Origin of the sequence: Streptomyces sp. NPDC093586, from assembly GCF_044764905.1 — a bacterium.
Classification (GTDB): domain Bacteria; phylum Actinomycetota; class Actinomycetes; order Streptomycetales; family Streptomycetaceae; genus Streptomyces.
The window spans coordinates 122,227-145,296 of the sequence record NZ_JBIWJA010000020.1 but is presented as its reverse complement, the minus strand read 5'-3'; the positions used below and the strand labels follow the sequence as shown (position 1 = coordinate 145,296).

Below are 23,070 nucleotides of genomic sequence, written 5' to 3'. Positions count from 1 at the left end.
TGCAGGGGGGACCCTGTGGGAGAGTAGGACGCCGCCGAACAATTTTTGGGAGAACCCCGCACCGGAAACGGTGCGGGGTTTTCTGCGTTTCCAGGGTTTTTGCAGAGCGTGAGAGACGGGACCTTTCGGTCCCGTCCGGTCACAGGCGGCCCGCAGCCTTCAGTTCCAGATAGGCGTCTGCCAGAGCGGGTGCCAATTCATCCGGGGTCGCGTCGACGACCGTCACGCCGCGCCGGCGAAGTTGGTCCGCGGTACGACGGCGTTCCGCCTGGGCCTGTGCGGCCGCGGCAGCCTCGTACACGGCCTCGGTGTTACCGCGGGCCTCCGCCATCCGGGAGATGTGCGGGTCCGCCACCGATGCCACGAGGACCGTGTGGCGCTGAGACAGCTGCGGCAGGACGGGGAGCAGCCCTTCTTCGATCGGTGCCGTGTCGAGGGTCGTGAACAGCACGATCAGAGAGCGCCGAGGAGCCGAGCGGAGGGCGGTCGCGGCGAGGCCGCGCGCGTCGGTTTCCAGAAGTTCCGGTTCCAGGGTCGCCATCGCGTTGACCAGAGCGGGCAGGACGTCACCCGCCGTCCTGCCCTGGACCAGGGCGCGTACCCGGCGGTCGTAGGCGAGGAGATCGACGCGGTCGCCGGCGCGGGAGGCCAGGGCGGCCAGGAGCAGCGCGGCGTCCATGGAGGCGTCGAGGCGGGGAGCGTCGCCCACGCGGCCGGCGGACGTGCGGCCCGTGTCGAGGACGAGCAGGATGTGCCGGTCGCGTTCGGGGCGCCAGGTGCGTACGGCGACGGTGGACTGGCGGGCCGTGGCGCGCCAGTCGATGGAACGGGTGTCGTCGCCGGGGACGTACTCGCGGAGGCTGTCGAACTCCGTGCCCTCGCCGCGGGTGAGCAGGCTCGTGCGGCCGTCGAGCTCGCGGAGGCGCGACAGCTTGGACGGGAGATGTTTGCGGCTGGTGAACGGAGGCAGGACCCGTACCGTCCAGGGGGCCCGGTGGGCGCCCTGGCGGGAGAAGAGGCCCAGGGGGCCGTACGAGCGGATCGTGACGCGGTCCGTCCGGCGGTCGCCGCGGCGGGTGGGCCGTAGGCGTGTGGTGACGCGACGGCGTTCACCGGGGGGAACCGTCAGACGGTGGCGGGAGGCCGCTGTCTCCGTGCCGGGCTGCCAGCTGCTGGGCGGCCAGGCGTCGCGGAGATGGGCGCGCAGTGGGCGGTTGGACGGGTTGGTGACGGTCAGGGTGACGTCGGCGCTCTCGCCCAGGCGTGTGGAGGTGTCGCCGGAGCGGGACAGACGCAGGCGTCGTACCGGGGCGGCCAGGGCGAAGTCGCAGGCGCAGGCCACCGCCAGCGGGGCGTTGACCGCGAGGATGCCCGTCCAGCCGGGGTCCCAGATGCCGATGGGGACGGAGCCGAGAGCCGCGAGGAGCGCGGCGCGTCCGGTGAGCGCCATCAGCGGGGGACGGGGACGTGGGCGAGGATCGCGTTGATGACGGAGTCGGCGGTCACGCCTTCCATCTCGGCCTCCGGGCGGAGCTGGACACGGTGGCGGAGGGTGGGCAGGGCGAGGGCCTTCACGTCGTCGGGGGTGACGTAGTCGCGGCCCGTCAGCCAGGCCCATGCCCGGGACGTCGACAGCAGTGCCGTGGCTCCGCGTGGGGAGACGCCGAGGGCGAGGGAAGGCGACTCGCGGGTGGCGCGGCAGATGTCGACGACGTAGGCCGCGATCTCCGGGTGCACCGTCGTCTTGGCCACCTCCGCGCGGGCCGCTTCCAGGTCGGCGGCGTTCGCGACGGGGCGTACGCCGGCGGCGTGCAGGTCGCGCGGGTTGAAGCCCGCGGCGTGCCGGGTGAGGACGTCGATCTCGTCCTGGCGGGAGGGGAGCGGGACGGTCAGCTTGAGGAGGAAACGGTCCAGCTGCGCTTCCGGCAGAGGGTAGGTGCCCTCGTACTCGACCGGGTTCTGGGTCGCGGCGACCAGGAACGGCTCGGGGAGCGGGCGGGGGGTGCCGTCGACCGTGACCTGGCGTTCCTCCATGGCTTCGAGGAGGGACGACTGGGTCTTCGGGGGCGTGCGGTTGATCTCGTCGGCGAGGAGCAGGTTGGTGAAGGCCGGGCCGGGCTGGAAGGAGAACTCGGCGGTACGGGCGTCGTAGACCAGGGAGCCGGTGACGTCGCTGGGCATCAGGTCGGGGGTGAACTGGACGCGCTTGGTGTCCAGCTCGAGGGAGGCGGCCAGGGCGCGGACGAGGAGGGTCTTGGCGACGCCGGGGACGCCTTCGAGGAGGACGTGGCCGCGGCACAGGAGCGCGACGACGAGGCCGGTCACGGCGGCGTCCTGGCCGACCACGGCCTTGGCGATCTCGGCGCGCAGGGCCTCGAGGGCGGCGCGGGCGTCGCCCGGGTCCCCGGTCTGCCCGGCGTTGTCAGTGGTCGGGTCCATCATGGACGGCGTACCTCTCTTTCGAGGGCGTCGAGGTGGTCGGCGAGGGCGATGAGTGCCGCGTCGTCGCCGGGTGGCGGGCCGTGGAGAAGAGCGTGCAGGGACTGTCCGTCGCCGTGGAGGTGGGCGGACAGTGCGGGGAGCAGGACCTCGGGTGCGTGCGCCTGGGAGGCGGGGACGCCCACGAGGGGGGCGAGGCGGGTGCGGGTGGCGGAGCGAAGAGCGGCGGCGGCGCGGTCGCGGGCGTTGGCCTTGCGGTAGAGGCGGGCGCGGCCTTCGGTGGTCTCGGAGGCGCGGATCGCCACGGGGAGTTGTTCGGGCACCAGGGGGCCGAGTCGGCGTGCCCGCCACAGGGCGGCGAGGGCGGCGGCGACGAGGAGCTGCAGGGTGCCCCAGAGCCAGCCGGAGGGGAGCAGGTCGAAGAAACCGCGCTCGTCGTCGGGGGCGGTGGTGTCGGAGGGCGAGGGGAGGTACCAGACCAGATGGGTGCGGGAACCGAGAAGCTGGAGGGCGAGCGAGGCGTTGCCGTGCTCGTCGAGGCGCTTGTTCTGGAGGATGTCGCGTGCGCCGAGGACGATCGTGTCGCCCGGGGTCGCTCCGCCGGACGCTGTCGTCGCCTCGGGGATGCGGAGCAGGGTGGCCAGGCGCTGGCTGGGGTAGCAGACGTCCGCCCGCAGGTGGGTGCTGGTGTAGCGGATGCCGCCCGTGTCGGCGGTGCCCGCGCGGCGGGCGGCGGGCAGGTCGCAGTCGGGGGTCAGCGTCGAGTCGAAGCTGAGCGTGGGGTCGGCGGTGACGCCGGGGGCGAGCCGTTCGACGGAGGAGCCGCCGGGGGCCACGAGGACCGTACGCCCGCCGGAGCCGGCGGTCGCGGAGTGCAGTTCGGTCTGCTGGTGTTCGGTCAGCAGATCGGGGACGGCCACCAGCAGGGTGGTGTCCGGCCCGACCGCGGCGCGGGCGTCGTCCAGGGTGGTGACCACACGGGTGGACACGCCCCGGTCGGCGAGGAGTTCGGCGACGGCCCTGCTGCCGTAGGGGTCGGCGGAGCGGGGGTCGAGCTCGCCGTGCCGGGCGTCGGAGCGGACGACGGCGATCGCGACGGCGCCGGTGAGCAGCAGGACGAGTGCGAGGGTGAGGCCTCGCGCGCGGGTCCACAGCCGGCGGGCGGTGGGCGAGGACGAGGTGGTGGAGAGCGCGGCCTCGGTGGTCATCCGGCGGCTCCCGGGCGGGTGTTCGGGGCGTCCGCGCTGTCGGGGGTGCTGCCGACCGGGTGCGGTGTGCTGCGTTCCAGGTCGTGGTCGAGGTCGGCCAGACGCCGGTACGACCGCTCGGTGCCGGGCCGGCCGCCGTATGCGACGTCGTCGAAGTCCCGGGCCGCGGAGCGCAGCCGGTCGCCGTGGGCGGGCAGGGCGCGGCCGGCTTCCGCGGCCGCCTCGTCGGCGGTGCGGCCGGGGCGGATGTCGAGGACGGCGCGTTCCTCCAGGGCGCGGACGACGGCCCGCATGCGTTCCTGGACGGCCTGGTTCCAATGGCCCTGGGCGGCGTGCGCCTCGGCGGCGGCGCGATGGTCGGCGGCGCTGCGGGGGCGGTCGTCGAACAGGGCGGGAGCGGAGACGGGCGAGCGGCGGGGGGTGCCCAGGCGCCACCAGAGGGCGCCCAGTACCGCCAGGACGGCCAGGATGATGACGGTCAGACCGAGCGTCCCGCCGGGCGTCGCGGTGGAGGCCCTGCCGAACAGGTCGTCGATCCAGTCCCAGAAGGTGTTCAGGGCCCGCTGGAACCAGCTGGGGTCGTTCTCGTGGTACACGCGCTTGGACAGTTCGCGCCGTGCCGCCTCCCGCGCGGGGTCGCGCGGAATCGTCACCGGCGGTTCGTCGCCGGAGCGTGCCAGGGACAGCACGGAGGCGTCGCCGGCGCGCAGCGACATCCGTACGGCGGTGTGTGGCAGCACCTCTGTGAGAACTCCCCCCGTCGGACTCACCGCATCAGCTTCCCGGGACGGCGCCGGGGCTGCCGGGGCCCTGGATGCCGGCGGCGCGGGCCAGTTCGAGGTCGAGGGCCTCGCGGCGGATGCGCTGGTCGATGTAGAGGAGCACCGTGACGCCCGCCGTGATCGGGAAGGTGATCATGGAGCCGATGACCGAGCCGATGCCGCTGATGACGAGGAAGGTCCAGCCGAAGTCGCCGTTGCCCTCGAGGAATCCGCCGACACCGTCGCCGCTGAGGGCGGCGGCGAGGAAAGTGAAGGGGATGACGATGATCGACGCGACGATGTTCGCGATGACCGTCGCGAGCAGCTGGATGCCGAAGACCCGCCACCAGGAGCCGCGCACCAGCTTCGTCGAGCGGCTCATCGCCTTCTTGATGCCCTGCTTCTCCAGCATCAGCGCGGGGGAGGCCAGGGAGAAGCGGACCATGAGCCACACGGTGACGAGGCCGCCTGCCAGGAAGCCGAGGGCGGTCAGGGCCACGCCTGCCTCGCCGCCCGCCGTGGCGGTGACGAGGAGACCGGGCAGCATGCCGGTCAGGAGGAGGCCGGCGACCATCAGCAGCAGCAGGACGATCAGGCCGAACAGTCTGATCACCTGAGGGCGGGCGTCCCGCCAGGCCTCGCGGGTGGTCACCGGCCTGCCGAGGACGGCGCGGCTGGTGACGGTGGTCAGCAGGGCCGTGGCGACGACGGTGCCGATCAGGGAGAGCAGAAGGATGACGCCCGAGTTGATCGTGGTGGCGGTCAACGCGTCGGCGAGCTCGCTCAGGGTGGCGTCGGGGTCGTTGAGGACGTCGGAGTCCGTGTTGTCCAGGACCAGGCCCTGGAGGAGGACGACGATGACCTCCGTGAAGATCGCGACGGTCAGCGAGACGCCGAGGACCGTGCGCCAGTAGGTGCGCATGGTGGAGACCGCGCCGTCGAGGATCTCTCCGACACCGAGCGGGCGGAGCGGGATGACGCCGGGCTTGGCCGCGGGCGGGGGACCGCCCCAGCCTCCTCCCCAGCCGTGGCCGGGGCCGCCGTGGCCACCGCCGTACCCGCCCGGGGGCGGGGTGCCCCAGCCGGTGCGGTGCGGTGGGGGAGGCGGGGCCTGGCCGGGGCCGGTGGGCGCGGACCACTGGCCGGGTGGCGGCTGCTCCTCGGACCACTTCGTGCCGGGGCTCGTCGGTTCCGCGTTCGGCCGGTCCGCGGGCTCGCCGGTTCCCGGGCGGTCGGCGGGGCCGGACGTGCCGGGCTCCTGCCCGTCGGACGGGGCGGATCCGGGCGAGGTCCAGCCCGGAGTGTCGTTCATCGTCGCTCCTTCACGGTGCCCTTCCGCGGTCGCGGCGGCAGGTTGGCAGCCATCGTGCCATGGGGCGGTCGGCTGTGGGCCGGGCGAGGTAGGGGCAGCGCCCCTTCAATGGTCCACCGGAATGGGGGCAGACTGACCGCATGGCTGATCTGTACGCGCAAAGCGGCGAGGACAAGCGGCCGGCCGGGATACCTGCCCTCCGCTGGGAGGAACCCCCCGAGGGCCCGGTGCTGGTCCTGCTGGACCAGACGAGGCTGCCGGCCGAGGAGGTCGAGCTGGTCTGCACGGACCCGTCCGCGCTGGTGGAGGCGATCCGCTCGCTCGCCGTGCGTGGGGCACCGTTGCTGGGCATCGCGGGCGCCTACGGGGTCGCGCTCGCGGCGGTGCGGGGCTTCGAGGTGGAGGAGGCCGCTGCCGCGCTGGCAGGGGCCCGCCCCACCGCGGTGAACCTCGCGGTGGGTGTGCGCCGGGCACGGGCCGCCCACCGGGAGGCGCTCGCCAGGACCGGCGACACCCGGCAGGCCGCCATGGCCGCGCTGGCCGCGGCACGGGCGCTCCACGAGGAGGACGCCGAGGCCAGTGCCCGGATGGCGAAACACGGTCTGGCGCTGCTGGACGAGCTGCTGCCCGCCGGCGGGCACCGCGTCCTCACGCACTGCAACACCGGATCGCTGGTGTCGGGCGGTGAGGGTACGGCGTTCGCGGTGGCGCTCGCCGCGCACCGGGCGGGACGGCTGAGGCGCCTGTGGGTGGACGAGACGCGCCCGCTGCTGCAGGGCGCCCGCCTGACGGCCTACGAGGCGGCGCGCAACGACATGCCGTACACCTTGCTCACCGACAGCGCGGCCGGTTCGCTGTTCGCGGCGGGTGAGGTGGACGCGGTGCTGATCGGGGCGGACCGGATCGCGGCCGACGGCTCGGTGGCGAACAAGGTGGGCAGTTATCCGCTCGCGGTGCTGGCGCGGTACCACCATGTGCCGTTCGTCGTGGTGGCGCCGGTGACGACGGTGGACGCGGAGACGCGGGACGGGGCGTCCATCGAGGTCGAGCAGCGCCCCGGCTACGAAGTGACCGAGGTCACGGCCCCTCAGGTTCCGGTGACGGGGGCGGGAGGCGGGATCCCGGTGGCTCCCCTGGGGACGCAGGCGTACAACCCGGCGTTCGACGTGACGCCGCCCGAGCTGGTGACGGCGCTCGTCACCGAGCGGGGCGTGGTCTCGCCCGTGACGCGTGAGGCGCTCGCGGAACTGTGCGCCGGCTCGCGGAGGCCGTCCACCGGCTGACGAGGGCTTCCCGGGGCCCGTGGAGGCGGGTGAGCGGCGCCCACGTTGCGTAGTGTGCCGCGGACGCGCTGTGAGGCGGGCTCGGTCCGGGGGCGGCAGCGGTGGAGCGGGGCAGACAGTGACGGCTCCGTACGACTATCGTCACAGGCCAGTGACCTCGCTCACCAGCACCTCTGTCGCTGTTACGAGAATGGGATGATGTCGTTTATGAAGGGACGAGTCCTTGTCGTCGACGACGACACCGCACTGGCCGAGATGCTCGGCATTGTGCTGCGTGGTGAGGGTTTTGAGCCGTCTTTCGTAGCCGACGGCGACAAGGCGCTGGCCGCCTTCCGTGAGACCAAGCCCGATCTGGTGCTGCTCGACCTGATGCTGCCCGGCCGGGACGGTATCGAGGTCTGCCGCCTGATCAGGGCGGAGTCGGGCGTGCCGATCGTGATGCTGACGGCCAAGAGCGACACCGTCGATGTGGTGGTGGGGCTGGAGTCGGGCGCCGACGACTACATCGTGAAGCCGTTCAAGCCGAAGGAGCTGGTGGCCCGGATCCGGGCGCGGCTGCGGAGGTCGGAGGAGCCGGCGCCGGAGCAGCTCGCCATAGGCGACCTGGTGATCGACGTGGCGGGGCACTCCGTGAAGCGGGACGGGCAGTCGATCGCGCTGACGCCGCTGGAGTTCGACCTGCTGGTCGCGCTGGCCCGCAAGCCGTGGCAGGTGTTCACGCGCGAGGTGCTCCTCGAGCAGGTCTGGGGCTACCGGCACGCGGCCGACACCCGGCTGGTCAACGTGCACGTGCAGCGGCTGCGTTCCAAGGTGGAGAAGGATCCGGAGAAGCCGGAGATCGTCGTGACCGTCCGTGGCGTCGGTTACAAGGCCGGGCCGAGCTGACATGAGCGGGGACAGTGCCGCTTCGGCGCCCGGCCGGTCCGGGGCCCGCGCCGGGCGGCCTGTCGGCGACAGGCCCCGGCGCTCCCGCTGGGCGCGTCTGCTCGAGGGCGGGCTGCTGCACGGCGGGGTCCAGGGCAGCCCGGTGCTCCGCCTGTTCATGCGCTGGGTACGCCGTCCGCTGCTGCCGGTGATGCGGCTGTGGCGGCGCAACATCCAGCTCAAGGTCGTCGTCACCACGCTGCTGATGTCGCTCGGCGTGGTGCTGCTGCTGGGCTTCGTCGTGATCGGACAGGTCCGCAACGGTCTGCTGGACGCCAAGGTGAAGGCGTCGCAGAGCCAGGCCGCCGGCGGGTTCGCGGTGGCCAAGCAGAAGGCCGAAGAGACGGCGAGCGCGACCGGTGACGAAGGCACCCCCGTGGACGGTCGCCCGCCGCAGAACGTCATCCAGTGGATGAGCGACCTCGTGAAGTCGCTCTCCAGCGGCGGTCAGGGCGCCTTCGACGTGGTCACGCTCCCCATGGGCGGGGACAGCGGCAGCGGGCGCGGTCCGCGCGCCTCCGGCCTGGTCAACTGGTCGGCCAGCGTGCCCGAGGAGCTGCGCGAGCAGATCGACGGCGACCCGGCGGCGGCCCAGAGCTACACGCGGATCGTCTACGACTCCGACGAGCCGTCCCAGCCGGGGCTGGTCATCGGCAAGCAGGTCAACGACCCGAACGGTGAGCCGTACCAGCTGTACTACCTCTTCCCGCTGACGCAGGAGGAGAAGTCGCTCAGCCTGGTCAAGGGCACGCTGGCGACGGCCGGGCTGTTCGTCGTCGTCCTCCTCGGCGCCATCGCCTGGCTGGTGGTGCGTCAGGTCGTCACGCCCGTGCGGATGGCGGCGAGCATCGCCGAGCGGCTGTCCGCCGGGCGACTGCAGGAACGGATGAAGGTCACCGGCGAGGACGACATCGCGCGGCTCGGCGAGGCCTTCAACAAGATGGCGCAGAACCTCCAGTTGAAGATCAGTCAGCTCGAGGACCTGTCGCGGATGCAGCGGCGGTTCGTCTCCGACGTGTCGCACGAGCTGCGGACGCCGCTGACGACCGTGCGGATGGCGGCCGACGTCATCCACGACGCGCGCGTGGACTTCGACCCCGTGACCGCGCGGTCGGCGGAGCTGCTCGCGGACCAACTGGACCGGTTCGAGACGCTGCTGGCGGACCTCCTGGAGATCAGCCGCTTCGACGCGGGCGCGGCGGCGCTGGAGGCGGAGCCGATCGATCTCAGGGAGGTCGTGCGCCGGGTCGTCAGCGGGGCCGAGCCGCTCGCCGAGCGCAAGGGCACGCGGATACGCGTCGTCGGTGATCAGCAGCCCGTGGTCGCCGAGGCGGACGCCCGGCGCGTGGAGCGGGTGCTGCGCAATCTCGTCGTCAACGCCGTCGAGCACGGAGAGGGCAAGGACGTCGTCGTCCGGCTCGCCGCGGCCGGCGGCGCGGTCGCCGTCGCGGTGCGCGACTACGGCGTCGGGCTCAAGCCCGGCGAGGCCACCCGGGTCTTCAGCCGTTTCTGGCGGGCCGACCCGGCACGCGCGCGGACCACCGGTGGTACGGGGCTCGGCCTGTCGATCGCGCTGGAGGACGCCCGGCTGCACGGCGGATGGCTGCAGGCCTGGGGCGAGCCGGGCGGTGGTTCGCAGTTCCGGCTGACGCTGCCCAGGACCGCGGACGAGCCGCTGCGGGGCTCGCCGATACCGCTGGAGCCGGCGGACTCGCGGCGCAATCGCGGGCTGAACGACGCGGGTCTCCAGAAGGACGGCCAGGCGCCCGGCGCGGACAAGGCGGTCACCGTCCCCGCGCAGGCGGCGCTGGGACAGGGGTCCTCGGCGTCGGTCCGGGGCCCGATACCGCCGCGGCCGTCCGCCACCGCCACCGCCGATCCGACGGCACTGCCCGGCAACGGCGCGCGCGTGGTGCCGCGGCCCGTCTCGGGCGCCCGTGAACAGGACGGCACGCCCGGCCCGGAGGAGCAGAACCGCCCGGACGCCGGGCCGGAGGAGCCGAGCAGGCAAGGGGAGGCATTTCGTGGGCGCTGACCGCGAGGGGAGCGGCCGGCGGACGCCGACGCGCGCGGTGACGTACGCGGTCTGCGGCGTCGTACTGCTGGGGGGGTGCGCGTCCATGCCCGACAACGGGGATCTGCGGGGCGTGGAATCCACGCCCCGGCAGGACCCGCAGGTGCGGGTGTTCGCGATGCCGCCGGCGGAGGACGCCGCGCCGTCGGTGATCGTGCAGGGCTTTCTGGAGGCGCTGACCAGCAACGACCCGCAGTACGAGACGGCCCGCAAGTACCTGACGGGTGATGCGGCGAAGACCTGGCGGCCGGAGCGGTCCACGACGGTGCTCGAGGGCGGGGCCGGAACCGAGGCCGACCACTCGGCGAGCCGTGCGGACGCCGACGACTACTCGTACTCGGTCATGCTGACCGGCACCAGGGTCGCCACGGTGGACGCGCAGCAGTCGTACTCGCCGGCGGCCGGCGAGTACCGCGAGCCGGTGCACCTGTCCCGTGACCCCAAGAGCCGGCAGTGGCGCATCGACCGCCTGCCGCAGGGCGTCGTCATGGGCAAGTCCGACTTCCAGCGCACCTACATGTCGGTCAACAAGTACTACTTCGCCTCGGACACCGCCCCGAAGGCCGGGGCCGGTACGAGCGAGCAGCCGGCGGTCGTCGCCGATCCCGTCTACGTGCGCCGGCTCGTGGATCCGCTGACCCAGGCCGTGCGGTCGCTGATCAGCGGGCCGACGAGCCTGCTGGGGCCCGTGGTCAGGTCGAGCTTCCCGACCGGTACGGAGCTGGCGGACGACGACCCGCTGACGCCCGACGACCGCAACACGCTGAAGGTGCCGCTGAACGCCAAGGCCGCCGAGGCCGGCGCGGACAAGTGCGACGAGATGGCGGCGCAGCTCCTGTTCACCCTCCAGAACATCACCCCCGCCGTGGACGAGGTGGAGCTGACCTCGGGGAACAAGCGGCTGTGCTCGCTCGGCGAGGACCGGGCCGAGGCGGTCGCGACGCGCGGTTCGGCCCAGCGGCCGGACTACCTCTATTTCGTGGACTCCAACCACCGCCTGGTGCGGATCGCCGCGGGCAGCACCGCGACCCACCCCGAAGCCGTGCCCGGGGCGCTGGGCGAGGGAGCGAAGGCTCTGCGATCGGTGGCGGTGTCGCGGGACGAGCGCAGCGCGGCCGGTATCGGCCTCGACTCCAAGACGCTGTACGCCGCCTCGCTGGTGCCGGGCAGCTCGCTCGGAGATCCCCTGCTGGTCAGCGAGGGCAGGACGGAGGAGGACCGGCTGGCGCCGCCCAGCTGGGACGCGCAGGGCGACCTGTGGGTCGCCGACCGGGATCCGGAGAATCCCCGGCTGCTGTTCTTCGAGAAGGGCGCGGGCGAGCCGGTGCAGGTGCGGCTTCCCGGGCTGGACGGGCGTGTGCAGTCCGTGCGGGTGGCGGCCGACGGGGTGCGGATCGCGCTCGTCGTGGAGAAGAAGGGCGAGCGGTCGCTGCTCATCGGGCGGATCGAGCGCGACGGGCGGACCGGCGAGCAGCCGGCGGTCACCGTCGTCGGACTGCGCTCCGCCACGCCCGAGCTGGAGGAGGTCACGGCCATGTCCTGGGCCGGGGACAGCCGGCTCGTGGTGGTCGGGCGCGAGCGCGGGGGCGTCCAGCAGATCGGTTACGTCCAGGTCGACGGCTCCACACCGGAGGCGTCGGTGCCGGCGGCGCTGACCGGGGTGAAGGAGATCGCCGCGACCGAGGACGAACGGTTGCCGCTGGTGGCGTACTCGGAGGACCTGATCGTCCGGCTGCCGGCCGGCATGCAGTGGCAGAAGGTGACGAAAGGGACGGCGCCGGTCTATCCGGGCTGAGGCGACGGGCCGGTGCCGACGCATGTTCACCCGGGCGGGTGACGCCGGTCGGCTCCGGCCCGGAGTTGTCCCCAGGGGGCGCCCGGGAGTTTTCCACAGGCATGGCCGAACGATGCGGGCATCGGCACAGTGGTGGCCATGCGCGGGTGGTGGCAGGACCTCAACGACCTGGTGCTGCCGGCCGAGTGCGGAGGCTGCGGCAGGGCCCGCGCGGTGCTGTGCCCACGGTGCCGTACGGCGCTGAGCGGGCGCGCGCCGCGCCGGGTCCGTCCGGAGCCGGAGCCGGCCGGGCTGCCGGTGGTGCACGCGGCGGCGCGGTACGCGGACGAGGTGCGGGCCGTGCTGCTGGCCCACAAGGAACGCGGTGCGCTGGCCCTCGCCGGGCCGCTCGGCACGGCCCTGGCGGGGGCGGTGCGGGCCGGGCTCCGGGAGGCGTGCGCGGGTGGCGGTGAGGCGCGGTCCGCGGGCGCGCGGGAGCCGGCGCTGCTCGTGCCCGTGCCCTCGGCGCGCCGGGCGGTGCGGGCGCGCGGTCACGACCCGGCGCGGCGGATCGCCCTCGCGGCGGCGGGTGAGCTGCGGCGGACCGGGACGCCCGTCCGGGTGTGCGCCGTACTGCGGCAGCGGCACGCCGTGGCGGACCAGTCGGGGCTGGGCGCCCGGCAGCGGCGGGAGAATCTCGCCGGTGCGCTGGCGGTGGTCCCCGGCGGGGCGCGGCTGCTGGGCGGCCGCGGGCCGGTCGTTCTCGTCGACGACCTGATGACCACGGGGGCGTCCCTCGCGGAGGCCGCGCGTGCCGTGCGGGAGGCCGGCGCGGTCCCGGGTGAGCACGGGGCGGGTGCGCGCACGTACAGGACGGCGAGATCGGCTGTGTATTCGTCGGCGGCATGGGAAGGCAGAGAGGAACGGAAGAGCGGACCCCGAATGGTGGGTCCGGACGGAGGCGGTGACGTGATCCGTGAAGTGATCTGCGCGGCTGTGGTCGCGGCTTCACCAGATGCTTTCGAAATAAACCGGAACTGATCGACTACTTGCTTCGTTACAGGTAATGAGAGAGCCAATTCACCGGAACGGAGGTACGTCGCGGTAGAGGGTGACGACATCCGTCCGGGCGAGATATGTTCGGTTGTGAGGCAAAGCCGCAGGCCACACCTCTCAAATCCGAATGCCGTGCTGTGGGTTTTGCCGTCATCACCCGCACCGGCGGAGTGGATAACCCGCCCGCGGGGGAGGAGGTGGAAGTCACCGAGTCCGAGGTTCCGGGACAACCGGAACCTGGTGCAAAAGGGAGATGCTCCGCCACCGAAGCGGGGCGATCCGGGAACGGAGTTCTGCGTGGACATCGTCGTCAAGGGCCGCAAGACCGAGGTGCCCGAGCGGTTCCGGAAGCACGTGGCCGAGAAGCTGAAGCTGGAGAAGATCCAGAAGCTCGATGGCAAGGTGATCAGCCTGGACGTCGAGGTGTCCAAGGAGCCGAACCCCCGACAGGCCGACCGTTGCGACCGAGTGGAGATCACGCTCCGCTCCCGCGGTCCGGTGATCCGGGCGGAGGCAGCGGCGAGCGACCCGTACGCGGCGCTCGACCTGGCGGCGGAGAAGCTCGGTGCCCGGCTGCGCAAGCAGCACGACAAGCGCTTCTCGCGGCGCGGAGCGCGCCGGATCCCGGCAGCCGAGGTCGCCGACCACGTCCCCGGTGCCGCGACGCTCAACGGGAATGGTGACATCGTCCCGGAGGAGAAGCAGGACGGCGTCCCCACCAAGAAGATCGGCTCGCTCGAGGTCCAGGGCGACGGCCCGCTCGTCGTCCGCGAGAAGACCCACGTGGCCGCGCCGATGACCCTCGACCAGGCGCTCTACGAGATGGAGCTGGTCGGGCACGACTTCTATCTGTTCGTCGACTCAGAGACCAAGGAGCCCAGCGTCGTCTACCGGCGGCACGCCTACGACTACGGCGTGATCCACCTGACGACGGACACGATGGTCACCCAGGCGCACGCTCCCGAGGCGGGCGATGCGCTCGGTGGCTGACCACGACGGGTGACGGTCGGACCGGTGCCCCTGGAGCGCGTGTGCGCCCCCAGGGGCACCGGTGTGCGACGGTGCGCGAGGTGTGCGACCCCCGCGCGGTCCGCTCTGTCACCTCCGTGTCGGCGCGGCATGGAATCATGGCGGCAACCACCCAACCGGTGGGTCGTTGCCTTGGGTTGGCGATGGCTCAGGACCACAGGCCACAGCCTTCAGGGGGAGGAACGATGGCGGACAGTTTCGGACCGATGCGGGACGAGGGCGCCGACGACGGCGTCGTCGGCATGGGCCCGGACGCGGGGTCGTCACGCGAGGAGCCGATCAGGGTCCTGGTCGTGGACGACCACGCCCTGTTCCGCCGCGGCCTGGAGATCGTGCTCGCGGCCGAGGAGGACATCCAGGTCGTCGGGGAGGCCGGGGACGGCGCGGAGGCCGTGGAGAAAGCCGCCGACCTGCTGCCCGACATCATCCTGATGGACGTGCGGATGCCCAGGCGCGGCGGGATCGAGGCGTGCACCTCCATCAAGGAGGTGGCCCCCAGCGCGAAGATCATCATGTTGACGATCAGTGACGAGGAAGCCGACCTCTACGACGCGATCAAGGCGGGCGCGACCGGTTATCTCCTCAAGGAGATCTCGACGGACGAGGTGGCGACCGCCATCCGCGCGGTGGCCGACGGCCAGTCGCAGATCAGCCCGTCCATGGCGTCGAAACTCCTCACCGAGTTCAAGTCGATGATCCAGCGGACCGACGAGCGCCGGCTCGTGCCCGCACCGCGCCTCACGGACCGTGAGCTGGAGGTGCTCAAGCTCGTCGCCACGGGAATGAACAACCGGGACATCGCCAAGGAACTGTTCATTTCCGAGAACACCGTGAAGAACCACGTGCGCAACATCCTGGAGAAACTGCAGCTGCATTCCCGGATGGAGGCAGTGGTGTACGCGATGCGGGAGAAGATCCTCGAGATCCGCTGACGCCGACGCCGACGCCCGGCAGTGTGGCGGCACGGCGGCACGGCGGTGCGGATCAGGCGAGCAGGGGTGACAGCTCCCTGGTGAGCGGCTCGCGCAGGTCCGGCGCGTCGACCCGTTCCACGCGTACGTCCGTGCAGTCCACCCAGCTCGCCGCCTCGACCAGGGCCCGGGCCACCGCCGGGACCGCCTTGGGGCCGTCCAGGGTGACCTGTCTGGCGACCAGCGTGCGGCCCTCACGCGCCGGATCCACCCGGCCGACCAGCCGTCCGCCGGCCAGGACCGGCATCGCGAAGTAGCCGTGCACCCGCTTCTGTCTGGGGACGTAGGCCTCCAGACGGTGGGTGAAGCCGAAGAGCCGCTCCGTGCGCGCGCGTTCCCAGATCAGGGAGTCGAACGGGGACAGCAGCGTCGTGCGGTGACGGCCGCGCGGGGGTGTCTCCAGGGCCGCCGGGTCCGCCCAGGCGGGCCTGCCCCAGCCTTCCACCGTCACCGGGACCAGGCCCGAGTCGGCGATCACCGCGTCGACCTGCTCGCCCTTGAGGCGGTGGTAGTCCGCGATGTCCGCGCGCGTGCCGACGCCCAGGGCGCGGCCGGCCAGCCGGACCAGTCGGCGCAGACACTCGGCGTCGTCCAGTTCGTCGCGCAGCAGTGCGTCCGGGACCGCGCGCTCGGCCAGGTCGTACACGCGCTTCCAGCCGCGGCGTTCGACGCAGACCACCTCGCCGTACATGAGCGCGCGCTCGACGGCGACCTTCGTGCCCGACCAGTCCCACCAGTCGCTGGTCTTCTTCGCCCCGCCGAGGTCCGTCGCGGTGAGGGGGCCCTCGGCGCGGAGCTGCTCGATGACCTGGTCGTAGACACCGTCGGGGAGGTGGTGGTTCCAGTGCGGGCGGTTGCGGTAGGCGCGGCGGCGGAAGGCGAAGTGGGGCCACTCCTCGATGGGGAGGACGCAGGCGGCGTGGGACCAGTACTCGAAGGCGTGCGTGTCCGTCCAGTAGGCCTTCTCGACCGTGCCGCGGCCCACCGCGCCCAGGCGGGCGTACGGGACGAGCTCGTGGGAGCGGGCGAGGACGGAGATCGTGTCGAGCTGCACCGCGCCCAGGTCTCGGAGTACGCCGCGGACACCGGCGCGGCGGTCGGGGGCACCGAGGAAGCCCTGTGCGCGGAGGGCGAGGCGGCGTGCCTCGTCTGCGGACAGTTCCGTGGCGGGGGGCGGGAGGGTCGTCATGCGTTCGCACGATAGGGGGTGGGTCTGACAGCGGGGGTGGGGGTGGGGCGCGTGGCCCCGGCGGCACGACTGCCCGCGGCCGTGGCGGCCCGGGCTCAGAGGCGGGCGGGGAGGTAAGGGGTGGTGGAGGGGAGGGAGAGGTCCGAGGGGAGGAGGGAGCCGATCCAGCAGTCGCGGCGTGTGCCGTTGTTGGTGATCGCGGAGCGCAACGTGCCCTCCAGGGTGAAGCCGACGCGCTCGGCCACCGCGCGGGAGGCCGTGTTGCCGACCTCGGCGCGCCACTCCAGGCGGTCGATCGCCCGCCGACCGAAGGCCCAGCGGGCGACGGCGGACGCGGCCTCGGTGACGTAGCCGCGCCCGCGGTGCTCCCTGGTGCCCCAGTAGCCGATCTCGCCGACGCCCGGGGAGCGCATCGTGACGCCGAGCATGCCGGCCAGGTCACCGGAGGGCAGGAAGAGGCCGAAGGTGAACATCGAGTCGTTCGCCCAGCCGTCGGGGACCGACCGCTCCGTGAAACCCCGCGCGTGCTCCGGGAGGTAGGGCGAGGGGATCGTCGTCCAGCGCTGGATGTCGGGATCCTGGCAGGCGGCGTACACGGCCTCGGTGTCCTGGGGGCCGACCGTGCGCAGGACGAGGCGGTCGGTGGTGAGCGTCAGGGGTTCCATCGGCCGATTCTGCGAGGCGCCCCACGGCGGACGCCATCCTTTTGCCGTGCGTGACCGAGCCGTCACTTTCCGCGTATTTGGTCGGCGGGGGCGGCACCATCCGCAGGTCTCGCCCGTTGAACCCGGTGACGGCGACCGGAAGCAGGACGAAGGCGCGCGCGGTCCCCACCACGGCAGGCCTCCCGGGGCGGCGGGGTCCTCGCATACGATGGCCGTTGCTCAATCAGTACATGGAAACCGACCGTCCCAGGCCCGACCGGCAAGGAGACCACCCCCCGTGTCCGTCCTCTCGAAGATCATGCGTGCAGGCGAAGGCAAGATCCTGCGCAAGCTGCACCGCATCGCGGACCAGGTCAACTCCATCGAAGAGGACTTCGTCGACCTCTCCGACGCCGAGCTGCGGGCCCTCACCGATGAGTACAAGCAGCGTTACGCCGACGGTGAGAGCCTGGACGATCTGCTGCCGGAGGCCTTCGCCACCGTCCGCGAGGCGGCGAAGCGCGTCCTCGGCCAGCGCCACTACGACGTGCAGATCATGGGCGGTGCCGCCCTGCACCTGGGGTACGTGGCGGAGATGAAGACCGGTGAGGGCAAGACCCTGGTCGGCACCCTGCCCGCCTATCTGAACGCTCTTTCCGGCGAGGGCGTCCACATCGTCACGGTCAACGACTACCTGGCCGAGCGCGACTCCGAGATGATGGGCCGCGTCCACAAGTTCCTCGGGCTCGAGGTCGGCTGCATCCTCGCCAACCAGACGCCGGCCCAGCGCCGCGAGATGTACGCCTGCGACATCACCTACGGCACGAACAACGAGTTCGGCTTCGACTACCTGCGCGACAACATGGCGTGGTCCAAGGACGAACTCGTCCAGCGCGGCCACAACTTCGCCATCGTCGACGAGGTCGACTCCATCCTCGTCGACGAGGCCCGTACGCCGCTGATCATCTCCGGTCCGGCCGACCAGGCCACCAAGTGGTACGCCGACTTCGCCAAACTGGTCACGCGCCTGAAGAAGGGCGAGCCGGGCAACCCGCTCAAGGGCATCGAGGAGACCGGCGACTACGAGGTCGACGAGAAGAAGCGCACGGTCGCCATCCACGAGTCCGGCGTCAGCAAGGTCGAGGACTGGCTGGGCATCGACAACCTCTACGAGTCGGTGAACACCCCGCTCGTGGGCTACCTGAACAACGCCATCAAGGCCAAGGAACTCTTCAAGAAGGACAAGGACTACGTCGTCCTCGACGGCGAGGTCATGATCGTCGACGAGCACACCGGACGTATCCTCGCCGGCCGGCGCTACAACGAGGGCATGCACCAGGCGATCGAGGCGAAGGAAGGGGTGGAGATCAAGGACGAGAACCAGACGCTCGCCACGATCACCCTCCAGAACTTCTTCCGCCTCTACAAGCGCCACGACCACAACGGCAAGGAACTGCCCGGCCTGTCCGGCATGACCGGTACGGCGATGACCGAGGCCGCCGAGTTCCACCAGATCTACAAGCTCGGCGTGGTGCCCATCCCGACCAACCGGCCGATGATCCGCAAGGACCAGTCGGACCTGATCTACCGCACCGAGGTCGCCAAGTTCGAGGCGGTCGTCGACGACATCGCGGAGAAGCACGAGAAGGGCCAGCCGATCCTCGTCGGCACCACCTCGGTCGAGAAGTCCGAGTACCTCTCGCAGCAGCTCAGCAAGCGCGGCATCCAGCACGAGGTGCTGAACGCCAAGCAGCACGAGCGCGAGGCGTCGATCGTCGCCCAGGCGGGCCGCAAGGGCGCCGTGACGGTGGCCACCAACATGGCCGGCCGCGGTACGGACATCAAGCTCGGCGGCAACCCCGAGGACCTCGCCGAGGCGGAGCTGCGCCAGCGGGGTCTCGACCCCGAGGAGCACATCGAGGAGTGGGCCGCGGCCCTGCCCGCCGCCCTGGAGCGGGCCGAGCAGGCGGTCAAGGCCGAGAAGGAGGAGGTCGAGAAGCTCGGCGGCCTCTACGTGCTGGGCACCGAGCGCCACGAGTCGCGCCGCATCGACAACCAGCTGCGCGGTCGCAGCGGCCGCCAGGGCGACCCGGGCGAGTCCCGGTTCTACCTCTCCCTGGGCGACGACCTGATGCGCCTCTTCAAGGCCCAGATGGTCGAGCGCGTCATGGCGATGGCCAACGTCCCGGACGACGTGCCGATCGAGAACAAGATGGTCACCCGCGCGATCGCGTCGGCCCAGTCGCAGGTCGAGACGCAGAACTTCGAGACCCGTAAGAACGTCCTGAAGTACGACGAGGTGCTCAACCGGCAGCGCGAGGTCATCTACGGCGAGCGGCGCCGCGTCCTGGAGGGCGAGGACCTGCAGGAGCAGATCCACCACTTCATGAACGACACGATCGACGCCTACGTCCAGGCCGAGACCGCCGAGGGCTTCCCCGAGGACTGGGACCTCGACCGTCTGTGGGGCGCCTTCAAGCAGCTCTACCCGGTGAAGGTCACCGTCGAGGAGCTGGAGGAGGCGGCCGGCGACAGGGCCGGACTGACCGCCGAGTTCATCGCCGAGTCCGTCAAGGACGACATCCGGGAGCAGTACGAGGCGCGGGAGGCGCAGCTCGGCTCCGAGATCATGCGCGAGCTGGAGCGCCGGGTCGTGCTCTCGGTCCTGGACCGCAAGTGGCGCGAGCACCTCTACGAGATGGACTACCTCCAGGAGGGCATCGGCCTGCGCGCGATGGCGCAGAAGGACCCGCTGGTCGAGTACCAGCGCGAGGGCTTCGACATGTTCCAGGCCATGATGGAGGGCATCAAGGAGGAGTCCGTCGGCTACCTGTTCAACCTGGAGGTCCAGGTCGAGCAGCAGGTCGAGGAGGTCCCCGTCGAGGACACCGCCCCCTCGCTGGAGAAGGCCCCGCAGGACGCCGTGCCGGCCCAGGCGGGCGCGCGCCCGGAGATCCGCGCCAAGGGGCTCGACGCGCCGCAGCGCAGGGAACTCCACTTCTCCGCCCCGACCGTGGACGGCGAGGGCGGTGTCATCGAGGGCGACTTCGCCACCGACGAGGAGCCCGCGCGGACCCCGTCCGACGGTCTCACGCGCGCGGAGCGCCGCAAGCAGGCCAAGGGCGGGCGGCGCCGCAAGAAGTGACGCCGTGGCGCCTCGAGGCGCCGTGGCGGCGGGAAGGGCCGGGCACCCCTGGGGGTGCCCGGCCCTTCGGCCTGTCCGGTGACCGCGCGGCGCCTGCTCAGTGCCTGGTTCGGCCGCTCCGCCGCCCTGCGCCCCGGCGGGGTGTCGCGCGCGGCGGTCAGTCGTCGTCCGTCTGCGGCCCGCGGTGGCCGCCCAGTTCCACGGCGGTGCAGCGCCAGCGCAGGTCCCGGCCCTGCTCCAGACGGAAGGCCATGGCGCGCAGCTGGTCGCCCGCGCCGATGCGGGCGAAGACCTCCAGCGCGCCCGGGCGTGCCTCGTAGTAGCCGATGTCGCGGACCACGGGAAGGGTGCCGCGGGTGCGCAGCGGGCCGCGTTCGGCGAGCCGGGCCAGTTCGTCGTAGGCGCGGCCGACGGTGTGCCGGAGCATCGAGTGCACGGGGCGCCGGCCGCTGAGCACGTCGAGGAGGAGTTCCGCGAAGTGGTCGGTGGGACGGAGCTGCGGGACGGGCCGGCGGGGAGTCCGGCCGGGGACGACCGGGGCGGTCGTCCCCGCGGGGGCGGCGGAGACCGCCGGGACGGCCGTGGGCGGGGTCTCGGCGGATGCGGCGATCCGGCGGGCGGCGGCCGGGACGAGGTCCGGGACGGTGGCGGCCGCGCGTGCGCCCGCCCTGGCCGTGCCGCCCGGGCGGGCCGTCGCCGGACGGGTGTCGGCCGGCCTCGTACGGGCGCGCGCGGACCGGCCCGGGGAGCCCGGAGGCCGTCCGCCGGGTGCCGCGGTCCGGACGCCGCTTCCACCGGGCCTGCGGGGCGGTGCACCGCCCGGTGTGCGGGGCACGGCGACGCCGCGGGGTGCGCCGGGGGAGGCCGTGCCGGTGCCCGCGCCGGGCGCGGTGTCCTCCGGGGCGAGGGGGACGCCCTCGGCGGCGGCCGGGACGCGGACGGGCACCTCGCCGGCCGGGCGGGGCGGCGGGAGGGCGACGGCGCCGGACACGGGCATGGGGGAGGTCGGGCGGATCCTGGTCATGACCTTGCGCAGGGGCGGCATGGTCGGTGTGGGCTGCATGGGGTTCCCCGTTCGGCGACCCGGGCGATACCGGGCGGTAACTTCATGGTCGGGGATCTTGTACGGGGAGGCGGGCGGCGGCGGCAAGGAGGCGGAGGGCCGGGACGGGGCGGCCGGGAGGTTCACCTATCCGAGTGGCCGGGATCATGGGAACGGCCGGAACGGGGCGGGCGTACCGGGTGAGTTCCGGGGACGGAAGTGGACGCGTCCGCCACCCCTGGCGGGCGCCCGAAAGGGGACGCCGCACGTATCCTGATGGCCTTCCGGCGGACTTCGGGACGGTTTCTGACCGCCCCTTCCCGGCCACCCGTTCCCGACCACCGGTTCCTGTCCTCCGATTCCCGACCACGAAAGCGGCCCGTCATGCGCGTCTATGTCCCCCTGACCCTCTCCGGTCTCGCCGAGGCGCACAGGGCGGGGCACCTGGGGGCCGGGCCGCTCGCCGCCTACGCCGTCACGCCGGCGCTCCGCGAGTGGGTCCTCTCGGACGACATCGAGGAGCTGGAGTACGCCGCCCTGAGCCGTGCCGCGCTGGCCTCGCTGCGGCTGCTGGCGGCGGACGCCGGGGCCGCGCGGCGCCGGGTCGTGGTCGCGGCCGACGTGCCCGACGGCACGGTGTCGGCCGGCCCCGACCGGGGGGCCGAGGCGACGCCGGGCGAGGTGCGGGTCGACGGGGCCGTACCGCTGGCCAAGGCGGCCGCGGTGCACGTGGACTCCGCCGACGCGGAGCCGGACGTGGCCGCCGCGGCCGAGGCCCTCGCGGCGGCCGAGGGCGGGGACGGCGACGCCCGGTCCGTCGTGGAGGGGGCCGAGGACCACGAGCTGCTCTGGTACGCGACGCAGGAGATCCCGAACCTCGTCGGGGCGGACGGCTGAGGGCCGCCCCCGCCGGCCGCCCCCGCCGGCCGCCCCCGCCGGCCGTCCACGTCCCCCGGCCCGTCTTGACTGTCAGCGGCGCCGGGTACGTTTTCCGGCATGGGGACGCGGACAGGGACGCACATCGTCTGGGACTGGAACGGCACGCTGTTCCACGACAACGACGCCATCGTCGGAGCGACGAACGCGGCGTTCGCCGAGTTCGGTCTGGCACCGATCACGCTCGAGCAGTACCGGGCGCTGTACTGCGTGCCGGTGCCGAAGTTCTACGAGCGGCTGATGGGGCGGATGCCCACGGACGCCGAGTGGGAGGCCATGGACGCGGCCTTCCACCGGTACTACACCGAGCACCGGGTGCGGTGCGGGCTCACGGAGGGGGCGGCGGAGCTGCTCGCCGGGTGGCGGGCGGCGGGGCGCAGCCAGTCGATCCTCAGCATGTACGGGCACGAGGAGCTCGTGCCGTTGGTCAGGGGGCTCGGGATCGAGGCGCACTTCCTGCGCGTGGACGGGCGGACCGGGCCCTCCGGGGGCAGCAAGGCCGAGCACATGGTGCGGCATCTGGCGGCGCTGGGCTCGGTGGTGGATCCCGCTCGTACGGTGGTGATCGGGGACGCCGCGGACGATGCGGTGGCCGCGCTGCACGCGGGGGCGCGGGCGGTGCTGTACACCGGGGGGTCGCACAGCCGGGCCAGTCTCGTGGGGGTGGGGGTGCCGGTGGTGGACACGTTGGGGGAGGCCGTGGTGGAGGCGGAGCGGTTGGCGGCGTGAGCCGTCAGGTCCGGGTGCCGTGAGGTGAGGGGCGTCAGGTCCGGGTGCCGTGAGGTGAGGGGCGTCCGGTGCGGGTGTCCTCGGGTGAGGGGCGTCCGGTGCGGGTGCCGGCCGGGGGGCGGGGCGCGTGGCCCGGCGCCGACGGGGTGCCCCCCCGAAGGGGTACCCTCCCCCATCGCCCCTGGAGGTGCCTCCCAGGCCGTTCAGGCACCGGGGGAGGCACGACTGCCCGCAGCTATGACGGCCGGGCTGTGCACTACGTCCAAGTTCTCGGTTCTGTTTTGTACACATGCGGCTCGTGACGGATGCCCCGTCGGGGGCGATAGCCTTGTGGCGTGATCAGCGCGATAGCTCGCGGGGGCATCGGCGCCCCTGCCCTGCGCCCGGCGAGCACGGACATCATCCGTGACCGGGCGGCGGTCGCTGGTCTTCGCGGGCGGGACGGGGCATCGAAGGCCCCCGGTACGGCGCCGCGCACTCCCCGGACGGTGACCGCGAGAGCGACATCACATCCGGCGGGCGCGTCGACATCGGCCGATATGCCCCCGCTCCTC

General features: G+C 72.6%; 18 protein-coding genes. 10 read left to right on the top strand and 8 right to left on the bottom strand.

What is annotated here, in order from left to right; translation table 11 throughout:
• Window positions 1-139: 139 nt before the first annotated feature.
• From ACIRFH_RS21670 to ACIRFH_RS21650, 5 genes are read right to left on the bottom strand one after another with little or no spacing between them, the layout of a single operon-like run.
• Complete coding sequence (locus ACIRFH_RS21670; RefSeq protein WP_403523117.1) at window positions 140-1,450, bottom strand: DUF58 domain-containing protein; 1,311 nt, start codon at window positions 1,448-1,450, stop codon at window positions 140-142.
• Window positions 1,450-2,439, bottom strand: coding sequence for an AAA family ATPase (locus ACIRFH_RS21665; RefSeq protein WP_403523115.1), 990 nt, complete (start codon window positions 2,437-2,439; stop codon window positions 1,450-1,452). The genes ACIRFH_RS21670 and ACIRFH_RS21665 overlap by 1 nt, the downstream gene beginning before the upstream one ends.
• Window positions 2,439-3,647, bottom strand: a complete 1,209-nt coding sequence (locus tag ACIRFH_RS21660) for a DUF4350 domain-containing protein (protein ID WP_403523112.1) — start codon at window positions 3,645-3,647, stop codon at window positions 2,439-2,441. Before ACIRFH_RS21660 ends, ACIRFH_RS21665 begins: the two co-directional genes overlap by 1 nt.
• A complete protein-coding gene (locus ACIRFH_RS21655; protein ID WP_403523126.1) occupies window positions 3,644-4,363 on the bottom strand; it encodes a DUF4129 domain-containing protein in 720 nt (239 codons plus the stop codon). The genes ACIRFH_RS21660 and ACIRFH_RS21655 overlap by 4 nt, the downstream gene beginning before the upstream one ends.
• A gap of 58 nt (window positions 4,364-4,421) precedes the next feature.
• Window positions 4,422-5,720: a glycerophosphoryl diester phosphodiesterase membrane domain-containing protein gene (locus tag ACIRFH_RS21650; protein WP_403523109.1), complete on the bottom strand. Its 1,299-nt coding sequence runs from the start codon at window positions 5,718-5,720 to the stop codon at window positions 4,422-4,424.
• Between the two features lie 140 nt (window positions 5,721-5,860).
• Between ACIRFH_RS21650 and mtnA the strand changes: the two genes are divergently transcribed.
• The 7 genes from mtnA to ACIRFH_RS21615 all read left to right on the top strand — a co-directional run bounded on the left by mtnA (window position 5,861) and on the right by ACIRFH_RS21615 (window position 14,792).
• Window positions 5,861-7,003 (top strand): S-methyl-5-thioribose-1-phosphate isomerase, encoded by a 1,143-nt coding sequence (gene mtnA / locus ACIRFH_RS21645; protein WP_403523107.1) that lies wholly within the window; start codon window positions 5,861-5,863, stop codon window positions 7,001-7,003.
• Window positions 7,004-7,198: 195 nt separating this feature from the next.
• Complete coding sequence (gene mtrA / locus ACIRFH_RS21640) at window positions 7,199-7,888, top strand: two-component system response regulator MtrA (protein ID WP_003975799.1); 690 nt, start codon at window positions 7,199-7,201, stop codon at window positions 7,886-7,888.
• Between the two features lies 1 nt (window position 7,889).
• Entirely contained in the window at window positions 7,890-9,962 is a 2,073-nt protein-coding gene (gene mtrB / locus ACIRFH_RS21635; RefSeq protein ID WP_403523103.1) for an MtrAB system histidine kinase MtrB, read from the top strand.
• A complete protein-coding gene (locus ACIRFH_RS21630) occupies window positions 9,952-11,796 on the top strand; it encodes an LpqB family beta-propeller domain-containing protein (protein ID WP_403523100.1) in 1,845 nt (614 codons plus the stop codon). The genes mtrB and ACIRFH_RS21630 overlap by 11 nt, the downstream gene beginning before the upstream one ends.
• A 138-nt stretch (window positions 11,797-11,934) precedes the next feature.
• Window positions 11,935-12,816: a ComF family protein gene (locus ACIRFH_RS21625; protein WP_403523098.1), complete on the top strand. Its 882-nt coding sequence runs from the start codon at window positions 11,935-11,937 to the stop codon at window positions 12,814-12,816.
• Window positions 12,817-13,128: 312 nt separating this feature from the next.
• A complete protein-coding gene (gene hpf, locus ACIRFH_RS21620; RefSeq protein WP_403523095.1) occupies window positions 13,129-13,821 on the top strand; it encodes a ribosome hibernation-promoting factor, HPF/YfiA family in 693 nt (230 codons plus the stop codon).
• Between the two features lie 224 nt (window positions 13,822-14,045).
• The gene (locus ACIRFH_RS21615) at window positions 14,046-14,792 is read left to right on the top strand and encodes a response regulator transcription factor (RefSeq protein WP_077800590.1); all 747 of its coding nucleotides are present in this window, start codon (window positions 14,046-14,048) and stop codon (window positions 14,790-14,792) included.
• A 52-nt stretch (window positions 14,793-14,844) separates the two neighbouring features.
• Here the strand turns inward: ACIRFH_RS21615 and ACIRFH_RS21610 are convergent, their stop codons facing one another.
• On the bottom strand, window positions 14,845-16,020 hold the full coding sequence (locus ACIRFH_RS21610; protein ID WP_403523092.1) for a winged helix-turn-helix domain-containing protein: 1,176 nt from the start codon (window positions 16,018-16,020) through the stop codon (window positions 14,845-14,847).
• Between the two features lie 95 nt (window positions 16,021-16,115).
• A complete protein-coding gene (locus ACIRFH_RS21605) occupies window positions 16,116-16,685 on the bottom strand; it encodes a GNAT family N-acetyltransferase (RefSeq protein ID WP_403523090.1) in 570 nt (189 codons plus the stop codon).
• A 277-nt stretch (window positions 16,686-16,962) separates the two neighbouring features.
• Between ACIRFH_RS21605 and secA the strand changes: the two genes are divergently transcribed.
• Entirely contained in the window at window positions 16,963-19,809 is a 2,847-nt protein-coding gene (secA, locus tag ACIRFH_RS21600) for a preprotein translocase subunit SecA (protein WP_403523087.1), read from the top strand.
• 157 nt (window positions 19,810-19,966) lie between these two features.
• Here the strand turns inward: secA and ACIRFH_RS21595 are convergent, their stop codons facing one another.
• Window positions 19,967-20,872: an Rv3235 family protein gene (locus ACIRFH_RS21595; protein WP_403523085.1), complete on the bottom strand. Its 906-nt coding sequence runs from the start codon at window positions 20,870-20,872 to the stop codon at window positions 19,967-19,969.
• A 363-nt stretch (window positions 20,873-21,235) separates the two neighbouring features.
• Here ACIRFH_RS21595 and ACIRFH_RS21590 point away from each other — a divergent pair, with 363 nt between their 5' ends.
• Both ACIRFH_RS21590 and ACIRFH_RS21585 read left to right on the top strand, forming a co-directional pair.
• Window positions 21,236-21,748 carry a DUF6912 family protein gene (locus ACIRFH_RS21590; protein ID WP_403523082.1) on the top strand — a complete coding sequence of 171 codons (513 nt, stop codon included), beginning with the start codon at window positions 21,236-21,238 and terminating at the stop codon, window positions 21,746-21,748.
• A gap of 99 nt (window positions 21,749-21,847) precedes the next feature.
• Window positions 21,848-22,516 carry an HAD family hydrolase gene (locus ACIRFH_RS21585; protein ID WP_403523079.1) on the top strand — a complete coding sequence of 223 codons (669 nt, stop codon included), beginning with the start codon at window positions 21,848-21,850 and terminating at the stop codon, window positions 22,514-22,516.
• Window positions 22,517-23,070 lie beyond the last annotated feature (554 nt).